Consider the following 26146-nt stretch of genomic DNA (forward strand, 5'->3'; position numbering starts at 1 on the left):
TTTATTCGCTTGCTGCCTTGCTGTAACGCCAATGATTTTGGGCATTATTTGTTTATAGAAATAAAAATGGCGGCCATTACGGCCGCCCTAAAGACACAGAACCAGAGAATTAAAGTACAGCAAGTGAAGCAGCGGCATAAATTCTGATAACTGATAATGCTAATCGGAGGGGAAATGTTCCGTTGGGGCCGTAGTCGCGTAAGCGACCGGAGCGCCCGTAGGAACAGTCACCCCTTTAGCACCAATTTAACCTTTCACCCCACCTGCCGTTAAGCCACCGACCAGCCAGCGCTGTGCCAGTAAGAAGACGGAGGTGATCGGAATGGCGGATAGCACCGCAGCCGCGGCAAAATCGCCCCACAGATAGTTTTGCGGGTTCAGATATTGCTGCATACCCACTGCCAGCGTGTAGCTGTTCACATCACGCAATAGCAGTGATGCCACCGGGACTATCGGTGATAGCAGCGATAAACGACAGAATAAACACCACGGCTAAAATTGGCACTGACAGCGGTAAAAGCACCAGTCGGAAAGCTTGCCACGGGGTCGCGCCATCCAATGCAGCGGCTTCTTCCAGCGAGTTATCAATGGTTTCAAAATAGCCTTTGATGGTCCAGACGTGCAGGGCAATCCCCCCCATATAAGCAAAAATCACTCCACCGTGGGTATTTAGCCCAATAAATGGCAGATACTGGCCGATGCGGTCAAACAATGCATATAACGCCACCAGTGACAGTACCGCTGGGAACATCTGGAAAATCAACATGCCTTTCAGCAGGGTGCTTTTGCCACGAAAACGCATCCGGGCAAACGCGTAAGCGCAGGTGGTGGACAGCGTGACAATCCCAATGGCGGTAATGACCGCAATCTTGATGGAGTTCCATAACCACAACATCACCGGGAATGGTGGCGGAGTCACGCTGCCGTCGGCAGCCTGCTGCTGTAGCCGCAGCGCCACAGCCGACAAAAGTGGCAGAGCCAATGCTGAGTGAGACTGAAAACTACTTCAACCAGGCGATTAAAGATGCGGTGAAAGCCGGTGATGTCGATAAGGCGCTGAAACTGTTGAATGAGGCAGAATATTTAGGCTCAACTTCAGCCCGAAAAACATTTATTAGTAGTGTAAAAGGCAAGGGTTAACTCCCGGCACTGCTGAATATGGCTGGATGATTGGTGTGCCTCGGCGCACCTTTTTTCTTTGTGTGGTTCTGGGCGACTACTGCGCATAATAGAGAGACAAAAGAAAAATAAGTTGTTACCAGATGGGTAATTGAATCGGCATCGGTATCTTGGATGGCATACCGGAGAGCTATTTCCAGCGGCTCTTTATTGTTCAGCTATTCAATTAAAGGAACTTATTGATGTTGAAGGAAAACCAACTTTGTTCATGGGCTGAGACACCGCCGTGGGCTACTACCTTTGCGGCGCAGCTGTGCTTCCCACCAATGACAGAAGATAATCTTTCGCTATTAACCCTAAGTTCTATCATGGCCGAGCTTACCTATCTCTGGGAAGAAAAGAGATTGCCATTAGAGGTGACGGCAAGAGACCATGTGCTATTGGAAAAAATGGCAAAGGAATTGCCCAACGTCAGTTCGACTTCAGATCTGGCATTCAGTCAGGCGATGCAGTTAATTGATGGTGCCAGAGGTCTGGATCAGAAAGCGTGGGCGCAACAATTTCCAGCAATCAGTGACGCCCGAGTAGGGCGAATTGTGGATTTTTATCTGCAACTCCATGATGTCGCGGGCGTCGAGTATGCCGGTAACTTCGATGATTTAACGCATTTAAGACCCGGGCTAACAGCGGCTCAAGGGTACGAAAAAGCCCGTGTTATCAGTCTGGATCGGGAAGTCTTTTTTCGGTTATCGCAAAAAGGCCTGGCACTGTCCACAGAAGAAAAACTGACCCCGCTGGCGGCCCTAAGCCTTGCCTGGTGGCTGCATCAAAAGCATCATCCCACACTGGCAGAATTATCTTCTGCTATTCATCGGCCTGAAAATAAAGAGGTCAAGCTCCAGGCAGCGATACTCTATAACCATTCCCATTATGGCAATCGCTATGGTGAAATAGCGGATATTTCCACTGCAGATTTGAATGATTGGGGCATGAAAAAGCTGAGTGCGCCGGAAAAACCGGTGTCCAGAGCGGTCAGGGCGTTAAGAGTTATCCACGAAGGAATGAATGCCCGGCCTGCGATACTGCAATCTCTGGAGACTGAGCTACCACCGGAGGCTTATCTTGCTAATGGATTTGCACCGAAAAATGTCCAAGGCAGCTACCTGAAAAGGGAACCTGCCGACTTGGGCAAGATGATTTTAGCCGGTTGCGGTCAGATTGGATTTGATGCTTGTAGCCAGCAGGATTTCACGCAATTTCTCGATTTTGAACATGCCGTCGGCAGTCTGGCATTTTCACTCAAAACCACCCTCAAGTTACATTATCAATTGCAAGGTAAAGCTCTTGCTGAACTGGAAGGCAAGAATACCGAGCAACTGTATAAGTTGTTGCTTCAGGAAGAAGAGCAGTTGCATCAAGCTGGTGGGGGGCGTTATAGCCCAACCGCTATCTTCTTATCTCATTTCAGCCAATCGAATGAAGTCGAGCCTCTCACTTTGCAGCAAGCAGCAAGTGTAATCAAACACACTGGCGGATCAATGGATGTGTCCCATTGGTCTAAAGACGCTCGGCAGGTCTTTGATAGCATAAAACAAATGGCTGACAATATCGTTGCCGGTACGGCTATTGATGTGGAACATGAAAGATTTGTATCGGATCTTAAATCGTTGGCCCAACGCCTTAAGCCGGGCCATCCCTTACATACACTGGTGCATTACCGGCTCTATACATCTGAGCCAGAAAAAATAGTGCGACAGCTTAATTATCTCAATATGCGTTTGGCTTATTCCCATCTTCCCGCCGCTTTTGATGACGATCAGGCGATAAGAGCGATCCTGATCGAAGCAGGGGTAAAAAATATCGATGATTCCAGGGGTTATCGCTACCGTTATAGCGACCCGCATAAGCAAAATGACTCACCTGTTAATGAATTTAAACGGCGTCGGGCTGCAAGCAATCGCTTTGTCGCCAATATGTCGATGCCGGGTAAGAACGGTAGGTCGATTGATGTTTTTAAAACGATGGCAGCGAAAAAAGCGGAATACAATGCGAAAATCAAAGCTAATCAGATTGGATTTGAATGGGCAGTCCGCTCTCTGGCAATCAAGACATTAATTGAGAAAGGCCTGCGGCCAGAGGGCAGTGCGCTGCAAGATAAAATCAATGCCATTATTGAGGGCTATCGGCCAGAGCTTGAGAACACGTGTTTTTGGCGCAATGCCTGGACCTCGTTAGAAGAACATTGGGTGTGTAAACTCCCGCTACCGAACCCGATGTGTACCATCGCCAGAGTCGAAGGGCCACGTTCTCGCAACGAAAATGAAGATATGGCGGCGGGTATGGTGGCCATGGTGATGGAGGCGGGTATGCTCAGGGGAATGGAGCGGGGGGTGAAACTGATTGAAAACCCTGCGCAGAGAGCAAACGGGTTGGGTTCCCCTGAGCGATTACCAGCGGCACCTGAACTTGATCGCCAAACGATACAAAACCCACACGGAAAGCCAATTGAAGTGCAACAGGTTGTACTTAAAGATCCACAAATAGCAGATGGAATGCGCAAGGCGTGGGTCAGGCAGGGGAGCAGCGGTGCTTATTATTGGGAAGTCGACTTTTCCACCGGTAAGGACTTGGGGGTGGTCATGAAGCAAGGCCCTCAATTTAGTCGGCAGGGTCGGTTACCAGGGGGGGGGCCATTCTTATCAAAAAAGGCTAATCCTAACTTTAATCCTAAAATTAAATTAGGCAAACACATCGGCAGCGGGTTGACGGCTGAGGTCTATTTGGACGCCAATAACCCCGGCTTTGTTTTAAAGAAAATAAAGGCTGAAGATCTGGATAGTGTGCTTATCAGCAGTGAATTCGAAAACGAAGTTAAGTTTTTTAATCGATACTACGGTGAAGGTGCTGCTGAGCTAATTATTAAAGACAATCAATTATATATAAGAATGTATCATGTGCCAGGCAAAGGACTGGCACAAATTAATACCAAGATTTTCCCCGCCAATGCGAGAAAACAATTTTTAAGCATGGCGGAGGATTTAGAACGCTACAACATTATCCATAATGATTTTAGCTTTAATAATGTTTTATATGATCAGGAAAATAACACATTTTATCCTATCGATTTCGGTAGCGCAGAGGAGGGATATTATCCACTAAGCGATGGACAGCGAGCTTTGAGATTCACGGGGAAGTTTGAACTTATGCTTAAGCACATTGAGAAATATACGCGCCATTAGGCCGTTCATTTTGTTAGGTAATAAAAAGTAACCTGATGTCGCGGGACACGCATTCTGCGCTACAATGGCTCCCAATTGACTAATTAATGGGGAGAGCGATTTTCTTCCCGGCAGGGAGTTGTATGTCCACCGACGATGCATCAATTATAAAGCCTATCCAATGGTGTGCCATTGAGCAGCCGAATATTCCTGCCGATGTTGCCGACTGGCTAATGGAATTGGGTTCGATGACCCGGCGTTTTGAGCAGCATTGTCAGCAGGTTCATGTCGCGCCCCAGCGAGAATGCTTTATCACCCGTGATGAATTAGGCGAAGATGCTGAACATCTGCCGATAAGTAAACGCTATTGGCTGCGGGAAATCATCTTGTGCGGTGATAATGAGCCATGGCTGCTGGGGCGCACTATCATCCCCGAAGAAACACTGTCTGGGCCTGATCGTGCGCTGGTGGATCTAGGCACACTCCCCCTTGGGCGCTATTTATTCGGTGGTGACAATCTAACCCGAGACTATATCCAAGTAGGCCGCCAAGAGGCGCAGTGGGCGCGCCGCTCTCTACTGCGTTTGTCGGGCAAGCCCCTATTATTGACGGAAGTTTTTTTACCGGCCTCGCCGCTTTATTCAGTTTAAGTGGTGGTGAGATTTTGGAGACTGATAAATTGAAGGGAAATACTGTTCATACCAAATGGCTAGCGTATTGCCGTTTGATGCGTCTTGATAAACCTATTGGTTCATTATTGCTGCTGTGGCCGACCTTATGGGCCTTGTGGCTCGCAGGGCAAGGCATTCCCGACACCAAAATATTGATTGTTTTTGTCTTGGGTGTTCTTTTCATGCGCGCAGCCGGTTGTGTCGTCAATGATTACGCTGATCGACATATTGATGGCTTTGTAAAACGCACGGCATCCCGCCCGTTACCCAGTGGCATTATCAGTGAACGAGAGAGCAAAATCCTGTTTGTGGTATTGGTACTGCTCTCGTTTGGCCTGGTATTAACCCTTAATAGCATGACTATTTGGTTATCATTGGCAGCACTGGCTTTAGCCTGGGTTTATCCGTTTATGAAGCGGGTCACTCATTTACCCCAAGTGGTATTAGGCGCAGCTTTTGGCTGGTCAATTCCGATGGGGTTCGCTGCGGTGAGTGAGAGTTTACCCCTGGTTTGTTGGCTGTTATTACTGGCGAACATTTGCTGGACCGTCGCTTATGACACGCAATACGCAATGGTTGATCGCGACGATGACCTGAAGATTGGTGTCAAATCTACTGCGATTTTGTTTGGTCAGCAGGACAAACTGATCATCGGTTTGCTGCAACTGGCAACTCTGGTGCTGATGGTGGCGATTGGCTGGTTGATGAATCTTGGCGGGGCGTTTTATTGGTCAGTCTTGCTGGCGGGTGCGCTGTTTGTCCACCAACAGAAGATGATTGCCGGACGTCAGCGTGATCCCTGCTTTCGGGCGTTTTTGAATAATAACTACGTCGGGTTGGTGCTGTTCCTTGGGATTCTGATCAGTTATTGGCAGTAAATAAGCCTCTGGAAAACAGTCAAAAAAATGGCCAGATGATGAATCCGGCCATTTTTGTTTATTACTTTTGCTTAAAGCTGTGAGTAATCAACCTTCCGGTTTATCCTCTGCTGCGGGTTGAGGCAGCAGATTATTGGTTTCAGCCGGCATACTGACACTCTCGATGGTCAGCTTCACTTCCGGCGTCATTAACACACTCAGCATGTTGTAAACCTCCAGTGTATGCTCTTGCACGGCATCACCGGTGTCACTAATATAGCCCTCTTCCCGCAAGGTGGCGACCAATGTTGAGAACACCGCCTTATCAAAGAATTCCGGTGCGTTAATTCCATGCAGCACAGACAAACGCTGCGCCATAATGCGGCTCTCTTTCTCCAGCGCACCCCGATTGATGCTTGGGTTCGCACTGAGTAACGAAAGAGTAATCGCATAACGTTGCAGGGTTTCTCGCACACCCGCTGCCAGTAATTGCAGTGGGCGAATACGGGCTGGGTTCAGCACCAACTCGCTCCCTTTGTCGCAAATCAACTGCTGGCGCGCCAGTTCATCAATCAGCGTATCCAGCGTTTGTGGCAACTGTTCTTTACTGTAATGCAGGAACAATTCAGCTTTCAACATGGGATAGATCATGCTGACCTGACGTAACAATTCGGCACGGGTAATGCGCCGTTGGTACATCACCATACTGGCAATCAGCGACGGCAGGATCAGCAAATGCTGGATGTTATTGCGATAATAAGTCATCAGCACCGCTTGTTCCCGTGGCAGGATAATGATGTCACCAATGTTATCTTTCTCCACCTCAAATTTATTCATATTCAAGGCGTGATTAAGCAACTCTTCCGGTGTTTTATCCGGCACGGTGACGTCTTTCGCATAAGGCACGTTACGCAATAATTGCAGGTAGCAATCGAGTTGCTCAAGCAACTGCTCGCGAGTGAGTGAACGCTGACGTGAAGCCAATAATGCGGTTGAACACAGGTTCATGGCATTCGCCGCTGCCGCATTATTGATTCTGACCATAATCTTACCGGCCAAATCATTTACTACAGGCGTCAACCAACTTGGGCGCTGTGCTTCAATCGGATCGATAGCATCGCGCCATTGCGGCACGTTGGTATTCAGATAGGTGGTCAGCGGAATGGGTTCGCCAAAGTTGACGTAGCCTTGACCGAGATTACGCAGCTTGCGCAAGCCACGCAGCATCTGCAACAGGCTCTCTTTCTCTTTGGTCGCCCCGCGCAACTCTTTAGCGTAAGTACCCACTTCCATTACATGCTCATAACCGATGTAAATCGGCACCAGCGTGATTGGACGTGAGCCACCCCGCAGCATGGCCTGAATGGTCATCGACAGCGTGCCGGTTTTAGGTTCCAGCAGGCGGCCGGTACGTGAGCGCCCACCTTCAACAAAGTATTCCACTGAGTAGCCACGGGTGAACAACTCACCCAGATATTCACGGAATACCGTTGAATAGAGTTTGTTGCCCTTAAAGGTACGGCGGATAAAGAACGCACCCAAACGGCGGAAGATTGGGCCGGCAGGCCAGAAATTAAGGTTAATACCGGCGGCGATATGCGGCGGCACCAGCCCTTGATGATAAAGCACATAAGAGAGCAGCAGATAATCCATATGGCTGCGATGGCAAGGCACGTAGACGATTTCATGACCATCTTGCGCCAACTGCCGCACGCGCTCTGCATTATGGACGTTAATTCCCTGATACAAGCGGTTCCACGTCCAGCTCAAAACCCGATCCGACAGACGCACGGCTTCATATGAAAAGTCTGCGGCAATCTCTTCCATCAGTGTAATGGCGTTCTGCTGTGCTTTCTCGTGGGAGATTTTTTTGGTGCGCGCTTCATCGGCGACCGCTTTTTCAATCGCTTTGGAGGTCAAAAGCTTCTTGAACAGGTCTTGACGCGCCGGTAGGCTTGGACCAACCGCGGCCAGACGCTGACGTGAGAAGTGCATTCTTGCTACGCGCGCCAGTTTGTGGGCAATCGTTTTATCTGTACCATGCTCACTGGCCATCCGGCGCAGTGAAACCGTGGTCGAGAAACGGACAAAGCTATCGCGTCCCAGCCACAATACGGCAAAAAATTTCTGCACGCCGTTCAGTACGCGCAGATGTGGCGTACCGTGGCCTTCACGCCCTGGAGAGCGGCCAAACATCACGGAAACCGGCAGCATTTGGATATCCAGCGCCGGGTTATTGCGATGCAGATCGAGATAATCGTGGAATAGCTTTACCGATTCTTGTTTGGGTGCATAGTAACGAAACACCCTTGGGCCGTTATCGATAAAGACATGGCTGGGCAGCTGCACACCATCGATTTCCAATGGAATCAATGGGTCGGGCAGATCCTGTGCCTGACACTGCGCTCGCAAAGTCAGTAAATCAGCCTTAGAATTGTAAGGCAAAACGTACAGAATAGGACGAGACGGGTCTAACCCTAACTCAGTCACAGGATCTGCCGGAATAACCTTGCTTTTTACCAACAGTTTAAGTGGTAAATTCAGTAACTTATAATATATTTTACGCCAACCTGACATAACTACATGAAGCCTCTTGTTAGCAATTCGTCGCAAGGATACCAGAAACTGGTTTTGAGATCTGTGGTGATGAGACAACATAAAATGGCAAAAATCATCATTAACTTAAGATAAAGGCAATAAAACATGGCGAATCAATCAACAGGATTAACCCGAATCTATAAAGCGGCCGGTTATTCTGTTAAAGGGTTAATGGCAGCCTGGAAAAACGAAGCCGCCTTTCGTCAGGAAATCGTCACCGCTATTGCTGCCATCATACTGGCTTTCTGGCTAGATGTGAGTGCCATAGCGCGTATCTTACTTATTTCCAGCGTGATCTTAGTTATCATTATAGAGGTAATAAACAGTGCTATCGAGGCTATCGTCGATCGTATTGGGAGTGAGTTTCACGAACTTTCTGGCAGGGCAAAAGATATGGGGTCAGCCGCAGTGTTTTTGGCGATTGGATTAGCACTATTTGTATGGATAACGGTACTTTGGCAGCACATTGGTCAATAAAGGCTCGAACAGTGCTGTCGATGTAAACAGTGATTAATCCCTGTTTTTATTCACTCTTTGGTTCCCAATGCTCGCTTACCTGTATATACTCACAGCAAGACTGTATAAACAAACAGGGGGCGGAATGAAAGCACTAACTACCAGACAGCAAGAGGTTTATGACCTGGTTCGCGATCACTTAGCGCAAACCGGTATGCCACCGACCCGTGCCGAAATCGCGCAGCGTCTGGGGTTTCGCTCTCCAAACGCCGCGGAAGAACATTTAAAAGCACTGGCCCGTAAAGGCGTGATCGAGATTGTTTCCGGCGCTTCCCGTGGCATTCGTTTACTGATGGAAGAAGAAGACGGTTTGCCGTTGATTGGCCGAGTTGCCGCAGGTGAGCCATTGCTTGCACAGCAGCATATCGAAGGCCACTACAAAGTAGACCCTTCCATGTTTAAACCGAGCGCAGATTTTCTGCTGCGGGTAAACGGAATGTCGATGAGAGATATCGGTATTCTGGATGGCGACTTGCTAGCGGTACATAAAACGCAAGATGTGCGTAATGGGCAAGTGGTTGTCGCACGAATTGATGATGAAGTGACGGTCAAACGCTTGAAGAAACAGGGTAATATCGTACAACTTCTGCCAGAAAATAGTGAGTTCCAGCCGATTGTTGTCGATCTGCGTGAACAAAGCTTCACTATTGAAGGATTGGCCGTTGGTGTCATCCGTAATGGCGACTGGATCTGATATAAGCGTTTATTTAGGGTATAAGTTAATCGGCTTTCTTATTTTCATGAATGTTTTAATTAAATAATACCTTCTTGTTAGTGTGATAATATATAACTGACAATGAAGTGAGTGAATGTATTTTAATATAATCCATTCTAACTGTCTGATTTATATCGCTATAGACACATGGATGTGTCTTATCCTGAAGAATGCTACCCACACTTTATTTATATATCAGTATTTACGTCTATTGCACTGGGGTAAATCTGTTTGTATTGCTCAAAGCTGTCCAATACTGCCGCCTTTTAGCGACAGTGTGATCTTTATCGCCAGGTATCTACTTCTTTCTCGTCACAATTGAGTGGTCGTGATCACAGTGATCATGGCTTTCACATGCTTCAACTACCCCACATTCCGCACATAAACCGTGTGCCTCTACTACGCTGTGACGCAGTGCAAAACCTGATTGCTTTGCCAATTGCGCCAAGGCCTCTTCAATCCCGACGGTAGTGCGCTCGGTCACTATCTTGCAGCGGTCACAGATAAATAGCGCTGAAGTATGAGTCGGTTCTTCAAAATGATGGCATAACACATAGCTATTAGCTGACTCGACGCGATGAATAAACCCTTGATCCAACAGAAAGTCCAATGCGCGATAAACTGTAGGCGGTTTGGCTTGCGGCTCAGAAACCCGTAGCAGATCCAGTAAATCATAAGCGCTGATAGCACCGGGCTGCTGGGCCATCAAACGTAATACCTCTAGACGTTGCGGGGTCAACCGGACGTTTCGTTGTAGGCATAGGCTTTCAGCCTTAGCGAGCAGCGTTTCCTCATTGATCGGTTTCATGCTTGTAATCTCGCAACGTAGTCATCAATAGATTCTACCATGTTTGCGCGAGACGTCATATTGACAGGTGTTTGAATTGAGCAATGTTTTTCATCTCACAAAAATATTTCACAGCATATTCTCATACAGTGATCTCATCGAGTTGTTTTAGTTTACCCAATCCCTACGGTTCGAACGGATGTTAAACGAGACTATTTTAGATTGCTTAATATTAGTAATGGTAACGTCGGGAAAGTCTATGATAAAAGTACTAAAGGATATAATGCAGCAAGTGCATTGAGTGAAAAGTTGAATACCTATATAAAACCAAGCCCTAACTTAATGATTATTAATCCTGTGGATAGTCTTTGTGATGGGATTAACTATCTGATTATTAATGAAAATTTTGGGCTATATAATCAAGGAAGTCATCTTTCTAATGCAGGTGCGAAGTTAGTGTTAGGCCAATTACCTATTATGGACGTGCCAATAGACTTAATTGACGAAAAGTAAGTTATCGCAATAGGGGGAGTGCTATCTGTAATTCAAATTACGGTCGATACATCTCCCCAGATTGACTGATACATTTTTATGCTATCATTAGGGCCGTTTTCCATAATTCTCGTTCAGCCTTAGCCTCATTTTTGGGTCTGTATCGGGGTCTATCAAGAACAAACTCAACGAATGTATCAAGAAAATACTTTGTCAGACTTAGCCATGAAAAAAAGTGAATCAAGCCTGTTAGCACGCTACCCCCTACAGCGTTTCTCTGTTGCGCCGATGCTCGACTGGACCGATCGCCATTGTCGCTACTTTCATCGGTTGTTAACTAAGCAAGCGTTGTTATATACCGAAATGGTGACGACGGGAGCCATTATTCACGGTAAAGGGGATTATCTGGCTTATAGCGAACAGGACCATCCGGTGGCCTTGCAACTGGGGGGCAGTGATCCTCTGGCTTTAGCGCATTGTGCTAAATCGGCAGAATTGCGCGGCTATAATGAAATCAACTTGAATGTGGGTTGCCCGTCGGATCGCGTGCAAAATGGCCGTTTTGGTGCCTGCTTGATGGGGGAGGCCGAGCTGGTTGCTGATTGCATTAAAGCGATGCGCGATGTGGTTTCTATTCCGGTGACAGTAAAAACACGGATTGGTATTGACCAGCTAGATAGCTATGAGTTCTTGTGCGAATTTGTGCAAACCGTGGCAGAACGTGGCGAATGCAACATTTTCACTATTCATGCCCGTAAAGCCTGGCTCTCAGGATTGAGTCCGAAAGAGAACCGTGAAGTGCCGCCGCTGAATTATGAGCGGGTGTATCAGCTCAAGCGCGATTTTCCGGCACTGACCATTGCCATTAACGGTGGTGTAAAAACACTGGCAGAGGCCAAAGAGCATCTCAAACACCTTGATGGCGTCATGATGGGGCGTGAGGCGTATCAGAATCCCTGTATCCTGGCGCAAGTGGACCGTGAACTGTTTGATCCTAATGCTCCCGTGATGGATAGCGTCAAGGCCATTGAAGCGCTTTATCCTTATATCGAACAAGAGTTATCACGCGGTGCTTACCTTGGTCACATAACCCGCCATATTCTGGGTATTTTCCAGGGAGTTCCCGGTGCGCGTCAATGGCGTCGCCATTTAAGTGAAAATGCTCATAAGCCCGGTGCCGATGTCTCCGTGGTGGAACAAGCGTTGGCAATGGTCACTCGCCCACAGGCCAGTTCTCTGTAATAAAGCTCGCTATAAGTTAGTCAAATTGACCATGCCTGCCAGTCTCGCTGGTAGGTTTTATTATTAAATAACTATTAAATTCAATTAATTAACGAAAATATTTTGTTGGCATGTTTCTTGTAATACTCCTTATAACCCCCGATTTGATCGTTATATATGATGATGTGGTTGTGGGCAATAAACCCTTATTAAGGAGTCAGCCATGTTCGAAATTTTCTTTGTTATCGGTTTTTTTATCATGCTGATGGTGACCGGTATATCTTTGTTCGGCATCTTTGCTGCGCTGCTGGTTGCGGCTGCCTTTATGATGTTGGGCGGCTTATTTGTCATGATGATAAAACTGTTGCCTTGGTTAATCTTGGCCATCGTGGTGGTCTGGATATGGCGTTCAATGCAAAAGCCGGTAGTTAGACGTTACTGAATTTCACTTTCTTGCGGCAGCGATCACAGCCTGAAAGATTAGTAAGACGAATCTGGGAGAAAACGTGTTTTTTCTTGGATGTGCTTGCTAGGATGCTTACCGATACGATTTGGTATCACATTTTCATCCCTGCCAGAGCTAAAAATAGCTGTATAAACGGCACTCAGTTCTGGTGGACTACCCTGTAGTACCCCTACGCTTGCACTAAAAGAGAATAGTGTAACCAGGGCTTCTGGTTGTTAGAAGCCCTGGTTATTACTTTCGATGCGAGATTCGGCGAGCAGAACCTCCGGTAAGTAATAAACTAAATAGTGATATTAAAGATTAGAAAAGAATCGATCATAGTTGGCAATCATATAAGAAATTTGTGCATCAAAAGCTTCTTTTGCTAATTTATTATCTTCGTCGTCTTTACATTTCTTTTTGATATCAAAAAAACTCTGCTGCATCAATTGGACGGTGACATCCATAGACTTCTGGAATGCAGATAAGTTATTATTTTCACCATAGCTATTTAATAGGAAATCAAACTTATCATCAGCGAAGTCCCGTAACATCTGGAACTCTATATTGTTTATTTTATTATCATGATAAATGCTACGTAGCAACTCATCTATATCCCTATTGCTTATAGAGTGACTCATTGTTTAAACCTCAGTGTATGTGATTGATGATGAAAGTAATCTGGATGTGACGTTTTGAGGATATATATTTCCTGGCAGGAGGGCAATCTGGATATATTTAACTATCGTCTTAAAATAATAGGAAGTAATTTTTTTAATAAGATCTAATTGTAACTAATGGATAGCAATAATTAACTATCCATTATTAGTATGAGTTATTAAGGAATAAGTAAGCTTGAGCCGGTTGTTTGGCGACTTTCTAATATTTGGTGTGCGCGATGAGCATCGCGCAACGGGAATTGCTGCACTTTAGCTACATCAACATTAATTGCTCCGCTGGCAATGAGTGAGAATAATTGTTCACTGGCATTTTCCAGCTCTTGCCGATGAGTAACATAAGCGTTGAGGGACGGGCGGGTAACATACAGCCCGCCTTTTTGGTTCAGGATAGCAAGGTCTACCCCCGTCACCGGGCCGGAAGCGTTGCCAAAGCTAACCATTAAACCTCTGCGCCTAAGGCTGTTGAGCGAGTCCAGCCAGGTGCTTTTGCCAACGGAGTCATATACTACGCCTACTTTCTCGCCGTTGGTCAGTTCTGCAACCCGCTCGGCAATATTTTCTGTACGATAGTTAATGGTCGCCCAAGCTCCTTTAGCTTTTGCTAATTCAGCTTTTTCATCAGAGCCTACCGTACCAATCAGCTTGGCTCCCAGTGCTTTTGCCCATTGACAGGCAATCAGCCCAACTCCCCCTGCTGCGGCATGGAACAGGAATACTTCGCCCGGTTTAATCGCGTAAGTTTGGCGCAACAGATAATGGACAGTCAGCCCTTTGAGGAATGATGCCGCAGCCTGCTCGAAAGAGATATTATCAGGGAGTATGGCAATTTTGTCAGCGGCGACATTATGGACTTCGCTGTAAGCGCCAAGAGCAGATTGGGCATAGACCACTCGATCACCGACGTTTATCGCACTAATCTTGGCCCCGACTTTGGTCACAATTCCGGCGGCTTCTGTTCCCAACCCACTCGGGAGATGTGGCGGTGCATAAAGCCCGCCACGGATATAGGTATCAATATAGTTAATACCAATTGCCTTATTTTCGACCTGAACCTCATGTGCAGCAGGGTCAACAGGTGTAAAATCAAGATATTGCAATACGTCTGGCCCGCCGGTGGTGCTAAATTGGATATGCTTTGCCATGTCAGTTCCTTCGCAATAGGTGTATTTTCACCCTACAGGGATCTGCATGGTGTGCCAAGTACCGGCTGAAACCAATTGCCGTGACTGATATCATCATCAATTCCCTTGATACTTGAAGTCAGTTGCATCTACTCACCTGAATCGCTGATTTCTGTCCGCTCATTGGGATTTATTCATTTACTGTCTATCTGCAACTCCAATTACTTTGTGTATATACTAGGTCGTTATATTTTCTATTCGATATTTTCCTATCGCAACAAAGGTAAAGAACACTTTTCATGGCAGCAAAAAAACCAACCAACAATATGACAGCGCCACGAGACCGCCAGATGGAAGGGCTGAAGCTCCCGCCTCATTCGCTGGAGGCAGAGCAGTCCGTGTTGGGCGGTTTAATGCTGGATAACGAACGCTGGGATAACGTGTCTGAACGCGTTGCCAGCAATGACTTTTTCAGCCGCCCGCATCGCCGGATCTTTACTGAAATGCAGCGTTTGCTGGAGAACAGCAAGCCAATCGATTTGATAACATTGTCTGAATCGCTGGAACAAAAAGGGGATTTGGATTCGGTCGGGGGGTTTGCCTATCTGGCAGAACTCTCAAAAAATACGCCAAGTGCGGCGAATATCGGTGCTTATGCTGATATCGTGCGCGAACGTGCCGTCGTTCGTGAAATGATCTCGGTGGCCAACGAGATTGCCGATGCCGGTTATGATCCGCAAGGGCGTAGTAGTGAAGACCTGCTGGATCTGGCTGAATCCAAAGTGTTCCAGATTGCCGAAAGCCGTGCCAGCAAAGATGAAGGGCCGAAAAGCGTCGATCAGATCCTCGAAGCTACGGTCGCGCGAATTGAACAGCTCTATCAGCGGCCTCATGATGGTGTCACCGGGGTTTCTACCGGTTTTACTGATTTGGATAAAAAGACTGCCGGCTTGCAGAAATCAGATTTAATTATTGTCGCCGCGCGTCCATCGATGGGGAAAACCACCTTTGCGATGAACTTGTGCGAAAACGCCGCGATGATGCAGGAAAAACCGGTATTAATCTTCAGTTTGGAGATGCCCGGTGATCAGATAATGATGCGTATGCTGGCATCCTTATCGCATGTGGATCAGACGCGTATTCGTACCGGTCAGCTTGATGATGAGGATTGGGCGCGTATTTCGAGCACGATGGGTATATTGATGGAAAAACGCAATATGTACATCGATGACTCATCCGGCCTGACCCCCACTGAAGTGCGCTCCCGTGCGCGGCGTATCTTCCGTGAACACGGTGGTTTGAGCCTGATCATGATCGACTACCTGCAATTGATGCGGGTGCCGTCCTTGTCAGATAACCGAACGCTGGAAATCGCGGAAATCTCTCGCTCGCTGAAAGCGCTGGCAAAAGAGCTGCAAGTGCCGGTAGTGGCGTTATCACAGCTTAACCGTAGTTTGGAGCAACGTGCTGATAAGCGGCCAGTTAACTCCGATTTACGTGAATCAGGTTCTATCGAGCAGGATGCTGACTTAATCATGTTTATTTACCGTGATGAGGTTTATCACGAGAACAGTGATGAGAAAGGGATCGCACAAATCATTTTGGGTAAACAGCGTAATGGCCCGATCGGTTCTGTCCGGCTGAAATTTAACGGTCAGTGGTCGCGCTTTGATAATTATGCAGGCCCGCAATACGACGACGAATAATATCCCCTTTATCCTTGAAGTTGCAGGCTTTTTCACTTGCAGCCTTGGCTTTGGGTATAACCTCTATTAAGGATAAGAAATGAAAGCGGCAACAGCAGTAATCGACCGCCGCGCTCTGCGACATAACTTGCAACAGATACGGCATATCGCGCCACAAAGCCGCCTGATAGCAGTTGTGAAAGCAAACGCTTATGGCCACGGGTTATTAGAAATAGCACACACGCTACAAGATGCTGATTGCTACGGTGTGGCGCGTATCGGCGAAGCACTGATGCTGAGATCTGGCGGGATTGTAAAGCCGATTCTGCTGCTGGAAGGGTTCTTTGCCGCAGAAGATTTGCCAATTCTGGTGGCTAATCGCATTGAAACCGCAGTACACAGCATTGAGCAATTAGAAGCGCTGGAAAACGTGCAACTGCCTGCTCCGATTAATGTCTGGATGAAACTCGATACTGGAATGCACCGTTTGGGGGTTCGCCCTGAACAGGCGGAGGCTTTCTATCAGCGCCTGAGTGCCTGCGATAATGTTATTCAGCCAGTTAATATCATGAGCCACTTTAGCCGCGCAGATGAGCCGCAAGTGGAGACCACTCGTCAGCAACTAAGCTGTTTTGATGCCTTTACTGCCGGTAAACCGGGGATGAAGTCTATCGCCGCATCTGGCGGTATTTTGCTGTGGCCAGAGGCGCATCGTGACTGGGTTCGGCCAGGCATTATTCTGTACGGTGTTTCACCTTTGGATTCGCCCCATGCCAGCCATTATAATTTATTACCGGCAATGGCACTGAAATCCAGCCTGATTGCTGTTCGTGAGCACAAAGCCGGTGAGCCAGTAGGGTATGGCGGCACCTGGGTCAGTGATCGCGATACCCGTTTGGGTGTGGTGGCAATTGGCTATGGTGACGGTTATCCGCGCAGCGCACCATCAGGCACCCCCGTGCGGATCAATGGCCGCGAAGTGGGCCTTGTCGGACGAGTCTCTATGGATATGATCTCAGTTGATCTTGGGCCGGATGCCAGCGATAAAGTGGGTGACGAAGTGCTGTTGTGGGGTTCCGATTGCCGGTTGAGAAAATTGCGGTTTACACCGGTATCAGTGCTTATGAGTTGATCACTAAGCTGACCTCCCGCGTAGCGATGGAATATCTAGGGGAATAAGGTAAGCTGCCTAATAAAGGCATAGATAATGACTATCGATAAAGGAGAGCAGCACCGTGTTCCAGAATGTTGACGCTTACGCAGGTGATCCGATCCTGTCGCTGATGGAAAGTTTTAAAGCTGATAGCCGTGCGCATAAAGTAAATTTGAGCATCGGGCTTTATTACAACGAACAGGGTGAGATCCCGTTGATGCAAGCGGTTCAAGCTGCGGAAGCACAATTGAATGCGCAGCCGCACGGGACTCCGGTTTATTTGCCGATGGAAGGGTTGCTTGCCTACCGAACGGCTATCCAGCAGTTATTATTTGGCAGCGATCATCCGATGCTGACTCAGCAACGGGTGGCGACGATTCAAACCGTGGGTGGATCGGGTGCACTGAAAGTCGGTGCTGATTTCCTGTATCACTATTTCCCTGACTCACAGGTCTGGGTCAGTGATCCTACTTGGGAGAACCACGTTGCTATCTTTAGTGGCGCAGGGTTCAAGGTGAATACCTATCCGTATTTCGATAACGACAAGTTGGGCGTAAAGTTCGACCAAATGCTGGCAACATTGCAGCAATTGCCTGCCAGAAGTATCGTTTTACTGCATCCTTGCTGCCACAACCCGACGGGTTCTGACCTTACCAACGCGCAATGGGATCACGTCATTAAAGTGGCTAAAGGCCGGGATCTGATCCCTTTCCTGGATATCGCTTATCAAGGTTTTGGTACCGGGCTGAATGAAGATGCTTATGCTATCCGCGCGATGGCAGCAGCTGAGTTACCCTGTTTGATCAGTAACTCTTTCTCTAAAATCTTCTCTTTGTATAACGAGCGGGTCGGTGGCTTGTCTGTGGTGTGTGAGAGTGAAGAAGCGGCGGGGCGGGTGTTAGGCCAACTGAAAGCGACAGTGCGTCGTAACTATTCCAGTCCGCCAAACTTCGGCGCACAGGTGGTCGCAAAAGTCTTGCATGACAGTGAGTTATGCGGTCAATGGCAGGCAGAAGTAGAACAGATGCGGCTGCGTATTATTGAGATGCGTAACTCGTTGGTTGACGCCTTAAAAGCCTCTTTGCCAAGCCGTAATTTTGATTACCTGCTACAACAACGCGGCATGTTCAGTTACACCGGTTTTAGCGCAGCACAGGTGGATCGCTTGCGTGAAGAGTTTGGCGTGTATCTGATAGCCAGCGGCAGGATGTGCATGGCTGGCGTCAATCACAGTAATGTTCAACGTGTTGCGGCGGCTTTTGCCGCGGTACAGTAATCTACTATTCACATGATTTAAATTAAGGCGATAGCAATATCGCCTGAGGTGCCCGTAACGGTGAAAACAGGCAGATCGTAAAGACGCCGTAAACCCTTCCCTGGTGGCGCGGACGCTTTACTCTTCTACCTGTCCTCACCTTGTAAGATCGAGCCGTTAGGGTTTATCAGCCGTCTGAGGCGATAGCAATATCGCCTTTTTTGTTTTATTTTTTCGCCACCTTTCCGTGAGTTACCTTTATCTTCTACTTGTTTAGTCCAAGACCGATGGCTGTAAATCGATTAAAGAATATACTAATTGATGTGGTTGATACATGCCAAACGATCATTCATTGCTCACAGTAAATCTGTTGTCAAAGGCGCAAACTGATGCTTCAGCATGTGTAGCTGTTCAATGAAGCCTTTATGGAATAAATAGCTTATGAGGCCGTTTCGCGAGACGGTACCGGCCCATTACAGGAGATATCCACATGAATAATTCAGCATTACTGGAATACTGCATGTCCAAACCTGGGGCAGAGCAGAGCGACCATGAGAAGTGGCAGGCGAATCAGATTAAAGTTGCAGATGTGATGTTTGCTATGGTGGGCGAGACGGAAGGACGCCCCTTTATCTCATTGAAAACCAGCCCTGAATTGGCAGAAAGCCTGAGAGAGCAACATCCGGAGATCGTGCCGAGTGAACACTTGAACAAAGCGCACTGGAACACGGTGTTTCTGGATGGCAAATTACCCAACTCACAGTTTTATTCGTTGATTGACCGTTCTTATCAATTGGTTTTGCAGGGATTGCCCGAACATCGGCGGCAAGAGTTAGTTGTCTGAAGGCTAAAATAGCACTCCAGGACAACTGACTGATTGCCCCGGAGCGCTCATTTAATGGCTACTTACGCTGCAACATCGGTTTGAGGAAGCGAGCTGTATGTGACGCAGCACACTCCGCAACGGTCTCTGGCGTGCCTGATACTAAAATCTCGCCGCCGCCGCTGCCGCCCTCTGGCCCCAGATCGACAATCCAGTCTGCGGTCTTAATCACATCCAGATTATGCTCAATCACCACGATGGTATTGCCCTGATCGCGCAACTGATGCAACACCGCCAGTAGTTGCTGGATATCAGCAAAATGCAGGCCGGTAGTGGGTTCGTCCAGAATATAGAGTGTCTGGCCGGTGCCACGTTTTGACAACTCGCGCGACAGTTTCACCCGCTGCGCTTCCCCACCGGACAGCGTGGTCGCGGATTGGCCCAGGCAGATGTAGGACAGGCCCACATCCATCAAGGTTTGCAACTTACGCGCCAGTGCCGGAACGGCGTCAAAGAACTCACGCGCCTCTTCGATAGTCATCGCCAGCACTTCGTGAATGTTCTTACCTTTGTATTTTACTTCCAGCGTTTCACGGTTATAACGCTTACCTTTACACTGGTCGCATGGCACATAGATATCCGGCAGGAAGTGCATTTCGACTTTAATTACCCCGTCACCCTGACAGGCTTCACAGCGCCCACCTTTAACGTTAAAGCTGAAGCGGCCCGGCGTATAACCACGGGTACGAGACTCAGGTACACCGGCAAATAACTCGCGGATTGGCGTAAAGATACCGGTATAGGTCGCAGGGTTAGAGCGCGGGGTACGGCCGATCGGGCTTTGGTCGATATCAATGACTTTATCGAAATGCTCCAGCCCTTGAATCTCACGATACGGCGCGGGTTCATTACTGGTCGCGCCGTTTAGCTGACGCTGTGCGATGCAATATAAAGTATCGTTGATTAGCGTCGATTTACCCGAGCCAGAAACACCGGTAATGCAGCTAAATAACCCAACAGGCAGCGTCAGCGTGACATCTTTCAGGTTATTACCACTGGCACCAATCAGTTTCAATACTTTGGTCGGATCGCCGGCGACACGTTGTGCTGGAATGGCAATTTCGCGTTTACCGCTGAGGAACTGGCCTGTCAGTGACTTCGGTTCCGCCATGATGTCATCGACAGTCCCTTCCGCTACCACCTCACCACCATGCACACCGGCACCGGGGCCGATATCAATCACATGGTCAGCGGCGCGGATAGCGTCTTCATCGTGTTCCACCACAATCACGGTATTACCCAGATTACGCAGGTGAATCAGTGTTTCCAGCAGACGTTCGTTATCGCGCTGATGCAAACCAATGGACGGCTCATCCAGCACATACATGACACCCACCAAACCGGCACCAATCTGGCTGGCCAGACGAATACGCTGCGCTTCACCACCGGAGAGGGTTTCCGCAGAGCGGGACAGTGACAGATAGTTTAGCCCGACGTTAACCAGGAACTTCAGCCGATCGCCAATTTCTTTCAATATTTTTTCGGCGATTTGCGCCCGCTGACCACTGAGCTTCATGTTTTGGAAGAAGCTCAGCGCATGGCCGATGCTCAGTTCTGAAATCTCTGGCAACGTGGTATTTTCTACAAACACATAGCGCGCTTCGCGGCGCAAGCGGGTGCCGTGGCAGGATGCACAAGAGCGGTTACTGATAAATTTAGCCAGTTCTTCACGCACCGCACTGGATTCCGTTTCTTTATAACGGCGCTCCATATTGTGCAGCACACCTTCGAATGGATGGCGGCGAACGGTGGTGTCACCGCGGTCATTTATATATTTGAATTCAATAGTATCTTTACCGGAACCGTACAATACCGCTTTCTGTGTTGCGGCATCCAGCGAGTTAAACGGTGCTTCGATATCAAACTTATAATGATCAGCCAGTGAGCGCAGCATCTGGAAGTAATAGAAGTTGCGACGATCCCAGCCACGAATCGCGCCACCGGCCAGTGACAGCTCAGGGTTTTGTAGCACGCGGTCTGGGTCAAAGAACTGCTGGACACCCAGACCATCACAGGTCGGGCAGGCACCGGCCGGGTTGTTAAAGGAGAACAGGCGCGGTTCCAGCTCACTCATGCTATAGCCGCAAATCGGGCAGGCAAAGTTGGCGGAGAACAACAGTTCTTCGGCGTGAGGGTCATCCATATCGGCGACCACAGCAGTCCCACCGGAAAGCTCCAATGCGGTTTCGAACGATTCTGCCAGCCGTTGAGCCAGATCTTCGCGCACTTTAAAACGATCGACCACCACTTCAATGGTGTGTTTCTTTTGCAGTTCTAATTTCGGTGGATCAGACAGATCACAAACCTCACCGTCGATCCGCGCACGGATGTAGCCCTGCATAGCAAGGCCTTCCAGCGTCTTGGTATGCTCGCCTTTGCGATCTTTTACCACCGGTGCCAGTAGCATCAGGCGGCGGCCTTCCGGCTGGGTGATGACGTTATCCACCATCTGGCTGACGGTTTGGGCTGCCAACGGTACATCATGATCCGGGCAGCGTGGCTCGCCGACACGGGCGAACAGCAAACGCAGGTAATCATGAATTTCAGTGATGGTGCCCACGGTAGAACGCGGGTTATGAGAGGTCGATTTTTGCTCGATGGAGATGGCCGGAGACAGACCTTCAATATGGTCGACATCCGGTTTTTCCATCAGCGATAGAAATTGGCGCGCATAGGCGGAAAGAGACTCAACATAGCGGCGTTGGCCCTCGGCATACAGGGTATCAAAAGCCAGTGAGGATTTGCCTGAACCCGATAGACCGGTGACCACGATCAGTTTGTCGCGCGGGATAATCAGGTTGATATTCTTAAGATTATGGGTGCGAGCGCCCCGAACTTCGATATTATCCATTCAAACATTTCCCGGATGTAAACTGAGCCTCTCACCATGCCCTTTTTTACTCTTCATACTTGAAGCCGCAGGGTTGTTGGCTGCGTTCACTCACCCGAATCACTTACTGGTTGTAAGCTCACCGAGATTTGCTCGCTTGCCGCCTACCTGCAATTCCAATCACTTTGAGTAATGTATAGACGCATTTTGCAACGCCAAAAAAGGACACAGCCAGTACGAAACGGATAATTATGACACAAAAAAACCTGAATGGATATCCAGTATCCGGGTGCAATTAAGGCAGTTATTGCAATAAATTTGCAATGCATTGCGCAGTGATGATCAGTTGTGCCGTTTACCTGCTAGCGTGTTAAACTTACTCTCTTATACTCGTCATACTTCAAGTTGCATGTGCGTTGGCTACGCTTAATAACCCGAATCACTTACTACAGTAAGCTTATCGGTATTATCTCGCTTACCGCCTTCCTGCAACTCGAATTATTTAGGGTATGTACCGTACAAAATTTATTTCATCAGGAGAGTTCACATGGCCAGCAGAGGCGTAAACAAAGTGATTTTGGTCGGGAATTTGGGCCAAGACCCGGAAGTCCGCTACATGCCTAATGGCGGCGCTGTTGCCAATATCACCCTGGCCACTTCCGAAAGCTGGCGTGATAAGGCAACCGGCGAGCAGAAAGAAAAGACGGAATGGCACCGTGTGGTGTTGTTCGGTAAACTGGCAGAAGTTGCTGGTGAATATCTGCGCAAAGGCTCTCAGGTCTATATCGAAGGCGCATTGCAAACCCGTAAATGGACAGATCAGGCTGGTGTTGAGAAATATACCACTGAAGTTGTGGTTAACGTCGGCGGCACCATGCAAATGCTGGGTGGTCGTCAAGGCGGTGGTGCTCCGGCGGGTGGTGGTGCATCACAAGACGGCGGCGCGCAAGGCGGTTGGGGTCAGCCTCAGCAACCACAAGGTGGCAGCCAGTTCAGCGGGGGTCAGCAGGCTTCACGCCCGGCTCAGTCAGCACCAGCTACGCAACCACAAGGTGGCAATGAGCCACCAATGGATTTCGACGACGATATCCCGTTCTGATTGTGCTGTCTTTTAAGCACAACAGCGCTGCTTAGGAAAATAACGCCCTGTCTCGACAGGGCTTTTTGTTGGTTTTAAGCCGTTCCAGAGGGATAAGATTTTTATACCTCGATATATCTATTCTTCCTTTCTTAACATCCGCATTGGCAGCTTTGCAAACCAAAAATTATTTTATCACTATAATCAATACTCTGATGTTTATCATATGGAGCTTGGTTATGGTCACGGTTCACCATCTGAATAATTCACGTTCACAGCGGATCTTGTGGATGTTGGAAGAATTGCAAGTACCTTATGAGTTGAAGCGCTATCAGCGCGATCCTGGCAGCTTGTTGGCACCATCTGAATTGAAGAAAATCCACCCGCTGGGTAAATCACCGGTGATTACTGACGGTGACTTAACACTGGCGGAATCGGGTGCCATCATTGAGTATTTGCAGGAAGCCTATGATGCACAAGGGCTGCTTAAACCCACCGGCCATTATGATCGTCAGCAGTTCCGTTATTGGATGCATTATGCCGAAGGTTCACTGATGCCATTGCTGGTGATGAAACTGATCTTCAGCCGCCTGGGTGGGCCGCCAGTACCGTGGATTATCCGTCCGGTCGCCAAAGCATTGGGTGATGGGGTACAGAAAAGTTACCTGAATAAGCAAATTGCCACTCACCGCGATTATCTGGAACAGCATTTAGAAAAGAATCAATGGTTTGCTGGCAGCGATTTTAGCGCGGCAGATATTCAGATGAGTTTTCCTATTGAGGCAATAAATATGCGCGGCGGTCTTGCGGGGTTCCCGAAACTGCAAGATTTCTTAATGCGCATCCATCAGCGCCCAGCTTACCAACAGGCGATTGAAAAGGGCGGCGCTTTTAAATTAGAAAGCTAATAACCCATCATTAGCTATTAAGAATTATGCAAACAAAACAGGTGTGAGGCTGCTCACACTTTGATTTCCCCTGAGAATAAATGCGTCCAAACAAATTAATGTAAAAAAATGCAGTAAATGTGGCTATCTGGTGTTGATTAGTCGCTGTGAATAGCTAGATAATCGTTTGCTTTGAATTTCATCCACCCTAAACTTCGATTTTTTTTCAGTCATGCGTGTTCCCAGCTAATCGTTTGCTATTCTCTTCACCATTTGCGTAATGGCGGAGTTGATGAGTTAATCGGTAGCAACGGAAACGATTACGTATGGGAAAAGCGTGTGACTTGCTGACTATTTTAAAAATGACACACAGGGGACATCATCATGTCTAGCACCAATCCTCAAGCGAACCAGGCAGTAAAGCCGAAGAGTTCGCTTGATGCGTTTTTCAAGTTGAGTGAACGTGGCAGTAATGTGCGCCAGGAAGTGCTGGCTGGCCTAACAACCTTTCTGGCTATGGTTTACTCGGTGATTGTTGTGCCGAGCATGTTAGGTAAAGCGGGCTTCCCACCAACGGCGGTGTTTGTTGCAACCTGTCTGGTGGCGGGCCTTGGCTCTCTGCTCATGGGCTTGTGGGCAAATCTGCCAATGGCAATTGGTTGTGCTATTTCACTGACTGCATTTACTGCGTTCAGTTTGGTATTAGGCCAACACATCAGTATTCCCGTGGCATTAGGGGCGGTATTCCTGATGGGGGTGCTGTTTACCATTATCTCCGTCACCGGTATCCGCTCGTGGATATTGCGTAACCTGCCGATGGGCGTGGCGCATGGTACGGGGATTGGGATTGGTCTGTTCCTGCTGCTGATTGCCGCCAACGGTGTCGGCCTGGTTATCAAAAACCCTATTGAAGGTTTGCCGGTCGCATTGGGCGCATTTACTTCTTTCCCGGTGATTATGACCTTGCTGGGTCTGGCGGTGATTTTTGGCCTGGAGAAACTGCGGGTGCCGGGTGGCATTCTGCTGGTGATTATCGCCATCTCAGTTATCGGACTGATTTTTGATCCCAGCGTGACTTATCAAGGGCTGTTTGCCATGCCAAGCTTGGCTGACGCTGATGGTAACTCGTTGATTTTCAGTCTTGATATCATGGGTGCTTTGAAGCCGGTGGTGTTGCCAAGTGTATTGGCATTGGTGATGACCGCCGTATTTGATGCCACCGGGACTATCCGCGCGGTAGCAGGGCAGGCAAACTTGCTGGATAAAGATGGCCAGATCATCAGTGGCGGTAAAGCGCTGACCTCTGATTCCGTCAGCAGCATCTTCGCCGGTTTAGTGGGGGCGGCTCCTGCGGCGGTTTATATTGAATCTGCGGCCGGTACTGCGGCAGGCGGCAAAACCGGTCTGACAGCAACCGTCGTCGGTATCCTGTTCCTGTTGATGCTGTTCCTCTCACCGCTGTCCTATTTGGTTCCCGCTTATGCCACAGCGCCGGCTCTGATGTACGTCGGTTTGCTGATGCTGAGCAACGTTTCCAAACTGGATTTTGAAGACTTCGTAGATGCCATGTCGGGCTTGCTGTGTGCGGTGTTTATCGTGCTGACCTGTAATATCGTGACCGGTATCATGCTGGGCTTCAGCTCACTGGTCATTGGCCGCATCTTTTCTGGTGAATGGCGTAAATTGAATCTCGGTACGGTGATTATTGCGGTAGCGCTGGTGGCATTCTATGCTGGCGGCTGGGCGATTTAAGTTCACGCTATTGCAGATTTATACTGGCATCAGCAGTCAATGCGGCCCTGATGCCAGACTATTCTGAATAACCTTCCTATCTTTGTTTTTCCTACCATTTGTAACAGCTTTTTTCCCCATTACATGAAAAAGTGATCTACTATCAAAAGCTACACTTCGGCCCTGGTGATGGGCGGGTATGTC

18 protein-coding genes and 4 pseudogenes are annotated in these 26146 nt (G+C 48.3%); 16 read left to right on the top strand and 6 right to left on the bottom strand.

The window, feature by feature from the left end; all coding sequences use genetic code 11:
• Positions 1 to 246 precede the first annotated feature (246 nt).
• Positions 247 to 934: pseudogene (malG, locus tag YALDO0001_RS16645) on the bottom strand (maltose ABC transporter permease MalG); the annotation flags it as partial.
• Between malG and YALDO0001_RS20380 the strand changes: the two are divergent.
• The 4 genes and pseudogenes from YALDO0001_RS20380 to ubiA all read left to right on the top strand — a co-directional run.
• A pseudogene (locus tag YALDO0001_RS20380) lies at positions 931 to 1140 on the top strand (maltose operon protein MalM); the annotation flags it as partial. The pseudogenes malG and YALDO0001_RS20380 overlap by 4 nt on opposite strands.
• Before the next feature lie 221 nt (positions 1141 to 1361).
• The gene (locus tag YALDO0001_RS16650; protein WP_042840353.1) at positions 1362 to 4358 is read left to right on the top strand and encodes an OspG family effector kinase; all 2997 of its coding nucleotides are present in this window, start codon (positions 1362 to 1364) and stop codon (positions 4356 to 4358) included.
• A gap of 122 nt (positions 4359 to 4480) precedes the next feature.
• Positions 4481 to 4987, top strand: coding sequence for a chorismate lyase (ubiC, locus tag YALDO0001_RS16655; RefSeq protein WP_004704734.1), 507 nt, complete (start codon positions 4481 to 4483; stop codon positions 4985 to 4987).
• 29 nt (positions 4988 to 5016) lie between these two features.
• Positions 5017 to 5886 carry a 4-hydroxybenzoate octaprenyltransferase gene (ubiA, locus tag YALDO0001_RS16660; protein WP_042840365.1) on the top strand — a complete coding sequence of 290 codons (870 nt, stop codon included), beginning with the start codon at positions 5017 to 5019 and terminating at the stop codon, positions 5884 to 5886.
• 87 nt (positions 5887 to 5973) lie between these two features.
• Here ubiA and plsB read toward each other — a convergent pair whose 3' ends face one another.
• A complete protein-coding gene (gene plsB / locus YALDO0001_RS16665) occupies positions 5974 to 8442 on the bottom strand; it encodes a glycerol-3-phosphate 1-O-acyltransferase PlsB (RefSeq protein ID WP_004704737.1) in 2469 nt (822 codons plus the stop codon).
• Between the two features lie 126 nt (positions 8443 to 8568).
• Between plsB and YALDO0001_RS16670 the strand changes: the two genes are divergently transcribed.
• Both YALDO0001_RS16670 and lexA read left to right on the top strand, forming a co-directional pair.
• A complete protein-coding gene (locus YALDO0001_RS16670) occupies positions 8569 to 8940 on the top strand; it encodes a diacylglycerol kinase (protein ID WP_004704738.1) in 372 nt (123 codons plus the stop codon).
• Between the two features lie 124 nt (positions 8941 to 9064).
• Positions 9065 to 9673, top strand: a complete 609-nt coding sequence (lexA, locus tag YALDO0001_RS16675) for a transcriptional repressor LexA (protein ID WP_004704739.1) — start codon at positions 9065 to 9067, stop codon at positions 9671 to 9673.
• Positions 9674 to 9992: 319 nt separating this feature from the next.
• On the opposite strand, the gene zur is transcribed toward lexA, so the two are convergent.
• Positions 9993 to 10502, bottom strand: a complete 510-nt coding sequence (gene zur, locus YALDO0001_RS16680; protein WP_042547115.1) for a zinc uptake transcriptional repressor Zur — start codon at positions 10500 to 10502, stop codon at positions 9993 to 9995.
• Between the two features lie 147 nt (positions 10503 to 10649).
• On the opposite strand from zur, the pseudogene YALDO0001_RS16685 reads away from it, so the two are divergent.
• The 3 genes and pseudogenes from YALDO0001_RS16685 to pspG all read left to right on the top strand — a co-directional run.
• Positions 10650 to 10994 (top strand): annotated as a pseudogene (locus tag YALDO0001_RS16685) (SGNH hydrolase domain-containing protein); the annotation flags it as partial.
• A gap of 204 nt (positions 10995 to 11198) precedes the next feature.
• Entirely contained in the window at positions 11199 to 12215 is a 1017-nt protein-coding gene (dusA, locus tag YALDO0001_RS16690; RefSeq protein WP_042840367.1) for a tRNA dihydrouridine(20/20a) synthase DusA, read from the top strand.
• A 202-nt stretch (positions 12216 to 12417) separates the two neighbouring features.
• The gene (gene pspG / locus YALDO0001_RS16695; RefSeq protein WP_004704747.1) at positions 12418 to 12636 is read left to right on the top strand and encodes an envelope stress response protein PspG; all 219 of its coding nucleotides are present in this window, start codon (positions 12418 to 12420) and stop codon (positions 12634 to 12636) included.
• A 317-nt stretch (positions 12637 to 12953) separates the two neighbouring features.
• Here pspG and YALDO0001_RS16700 read toward each other — a convergent pair whose 3' ends face one another.
• Both YALDO0001_RS16700 and YALDO0001_RS16705 read right to left on the bottom strand, forming a co-directional pair.
• Complete coding sequence (locus YALDO0001_RS16700) at positions 12954 to 13280, bottom strand: hypothetical protein (protein ID WP_042840356.1); 327 nt, start codon at positions 13278 to 13280, stop codon at positions 12954 to 12956.
• 197 nt (positions 13281 to 13477) lie between these two features.
• Positions 13478 to 14461 carry a quinone oxidoreductase gene (locus tag YALDO0001_RS16705; protein WP_004704750.1) on the bottom strand — a complete coding sequence of 328 codons (984 nt, stop codon included), beginning with the start codon at positions 14459 to 14461 and terminating at the stop codon, positions 13478 to 13480.
• A gap of 278 nt (positions 14462 to 14739) precedes the next feature.
• On the opposite strand from YALDO0001_RS16705, the gene dnaB reads away from it, so the two are divergent.
• From dnaB to YALDO0001_RS16725, 4 genes and pseudogenes are all read left to right on the top strand, one after another.
• Complete coding sequence (dnaB, locus tag YALDO0001_RS16710; RefSeq protein WP_004704751.1) at positions 14740 to 16146, top strand: replicative DNA helicase; 1407 nt, start codon at positions 14740 to 14742, stop codon at positions 16144 to 16146.
• A gap of 79 nt (positions 16147 to 16225) precedes the next feature.
• Positions 16226 to 17304, top strand: a pseudogene (gene alr / locus YALDO0001_RS16715) (alanine racemase).
• A 56-nt stretch (positions 17305 to 17360) separates the two neighbouring features.
• On the top strand, positions 17361 to 18554 hold the full coding sequence (locus YALDO0001_RS16720) for an amino acid aminotransferase (RefSeq protein WP_004704755.1): 1194 nt from the start codon (positions 17361 to 17363) through the stop codon (positions 18552 to 18554).
• Between the two features lie 469 nt (positions 18555 to 19023).
• A complete protein-coding gene (locus YALDO0001_RS16725; protein ID WP_004704757.1) occupies positions 19024 to 19377 on the top strand; it encodes an MmcQ/YjbR family DNA-binding protein in 354 nt (117 codons plus the stop codon).
• A 58-nt stretch (positions 19378 to 19435) separates the two neighbouring features.
• Here YALDO0001_RS16725 and uvrA read toward each other — a convergent pair whose 3' ends face one another.
• On the bottom strand, positions 19436 to 22267 hold the full coding sequence (gene uvrA, locus YALDO0001_RS16730; protein ID WP_004704759.1) for an excinuclease ABC subunit UvrA: 2832 nt from the start codon (positions 22265 to 22267) through the stop codon (positions 19436 to 19438).
• A 526-nt stretch (positions 22268 to 22793) separates the two neighbouring features.
• Between uvrA and YALDO0001_RS16735 the strand changes: the two genes are divergently transcribed.
• The 3 genes from YALDO0001_RS16735 (at position 22794) to YALDO0001_RS16745 (ending at position 25963) form a co-directional block, all read left to right on the top strand.
• Positions 22794 to 23345 (top strand): single-stranded DNA-binding protein, encoded by a 552-nt coding sequence (locus YALDO0001_RS16735; protein WP_004704761.1) that lies wholly within the window; start codon positions 22794 to 22796, stop codon positions 23343 to 23345.
• 218 nt (positions 23346 to 23563) lie between these two features.
• The gene (locus YALDO0001_RS16740) at positions 23564 to 24232 is read left to right on the top strand and encodes a glutathione S-transferase family protein (RefSeq protein WP_042840359.1); all 669 of its coding nucleotides are present in this window, start codon (positions 23564 to 23566) and stop codon (positions 24230 to 24232) included.
• 363 nt (positions 24233 to 24595) lie between these two features.
• Positions 24596 to 25963 (top strand): NCS2 family permease, encoded by a 1368-nt coding sequence (locus tag YALDO0001_RS16745; RefSeq protein ID WP_042840360.1) that lies wholly within the window; start codon positions 24596 to 24598, stop codon positions 25961 to 25963.
• Positions 25964 to 26146 lie beyond the last annotated feature (183 nt).

It is taken from the genome of Yersinia aldovae ATCC 35236, from assembly GCF_000173735.1.
Classification (GTDB): Bacteria; Pseudomonadota; Gammaproteobacteria; order Enterobacterales; family Enterobacteriaceae; genus Yersinia; species Yersinia aldovae.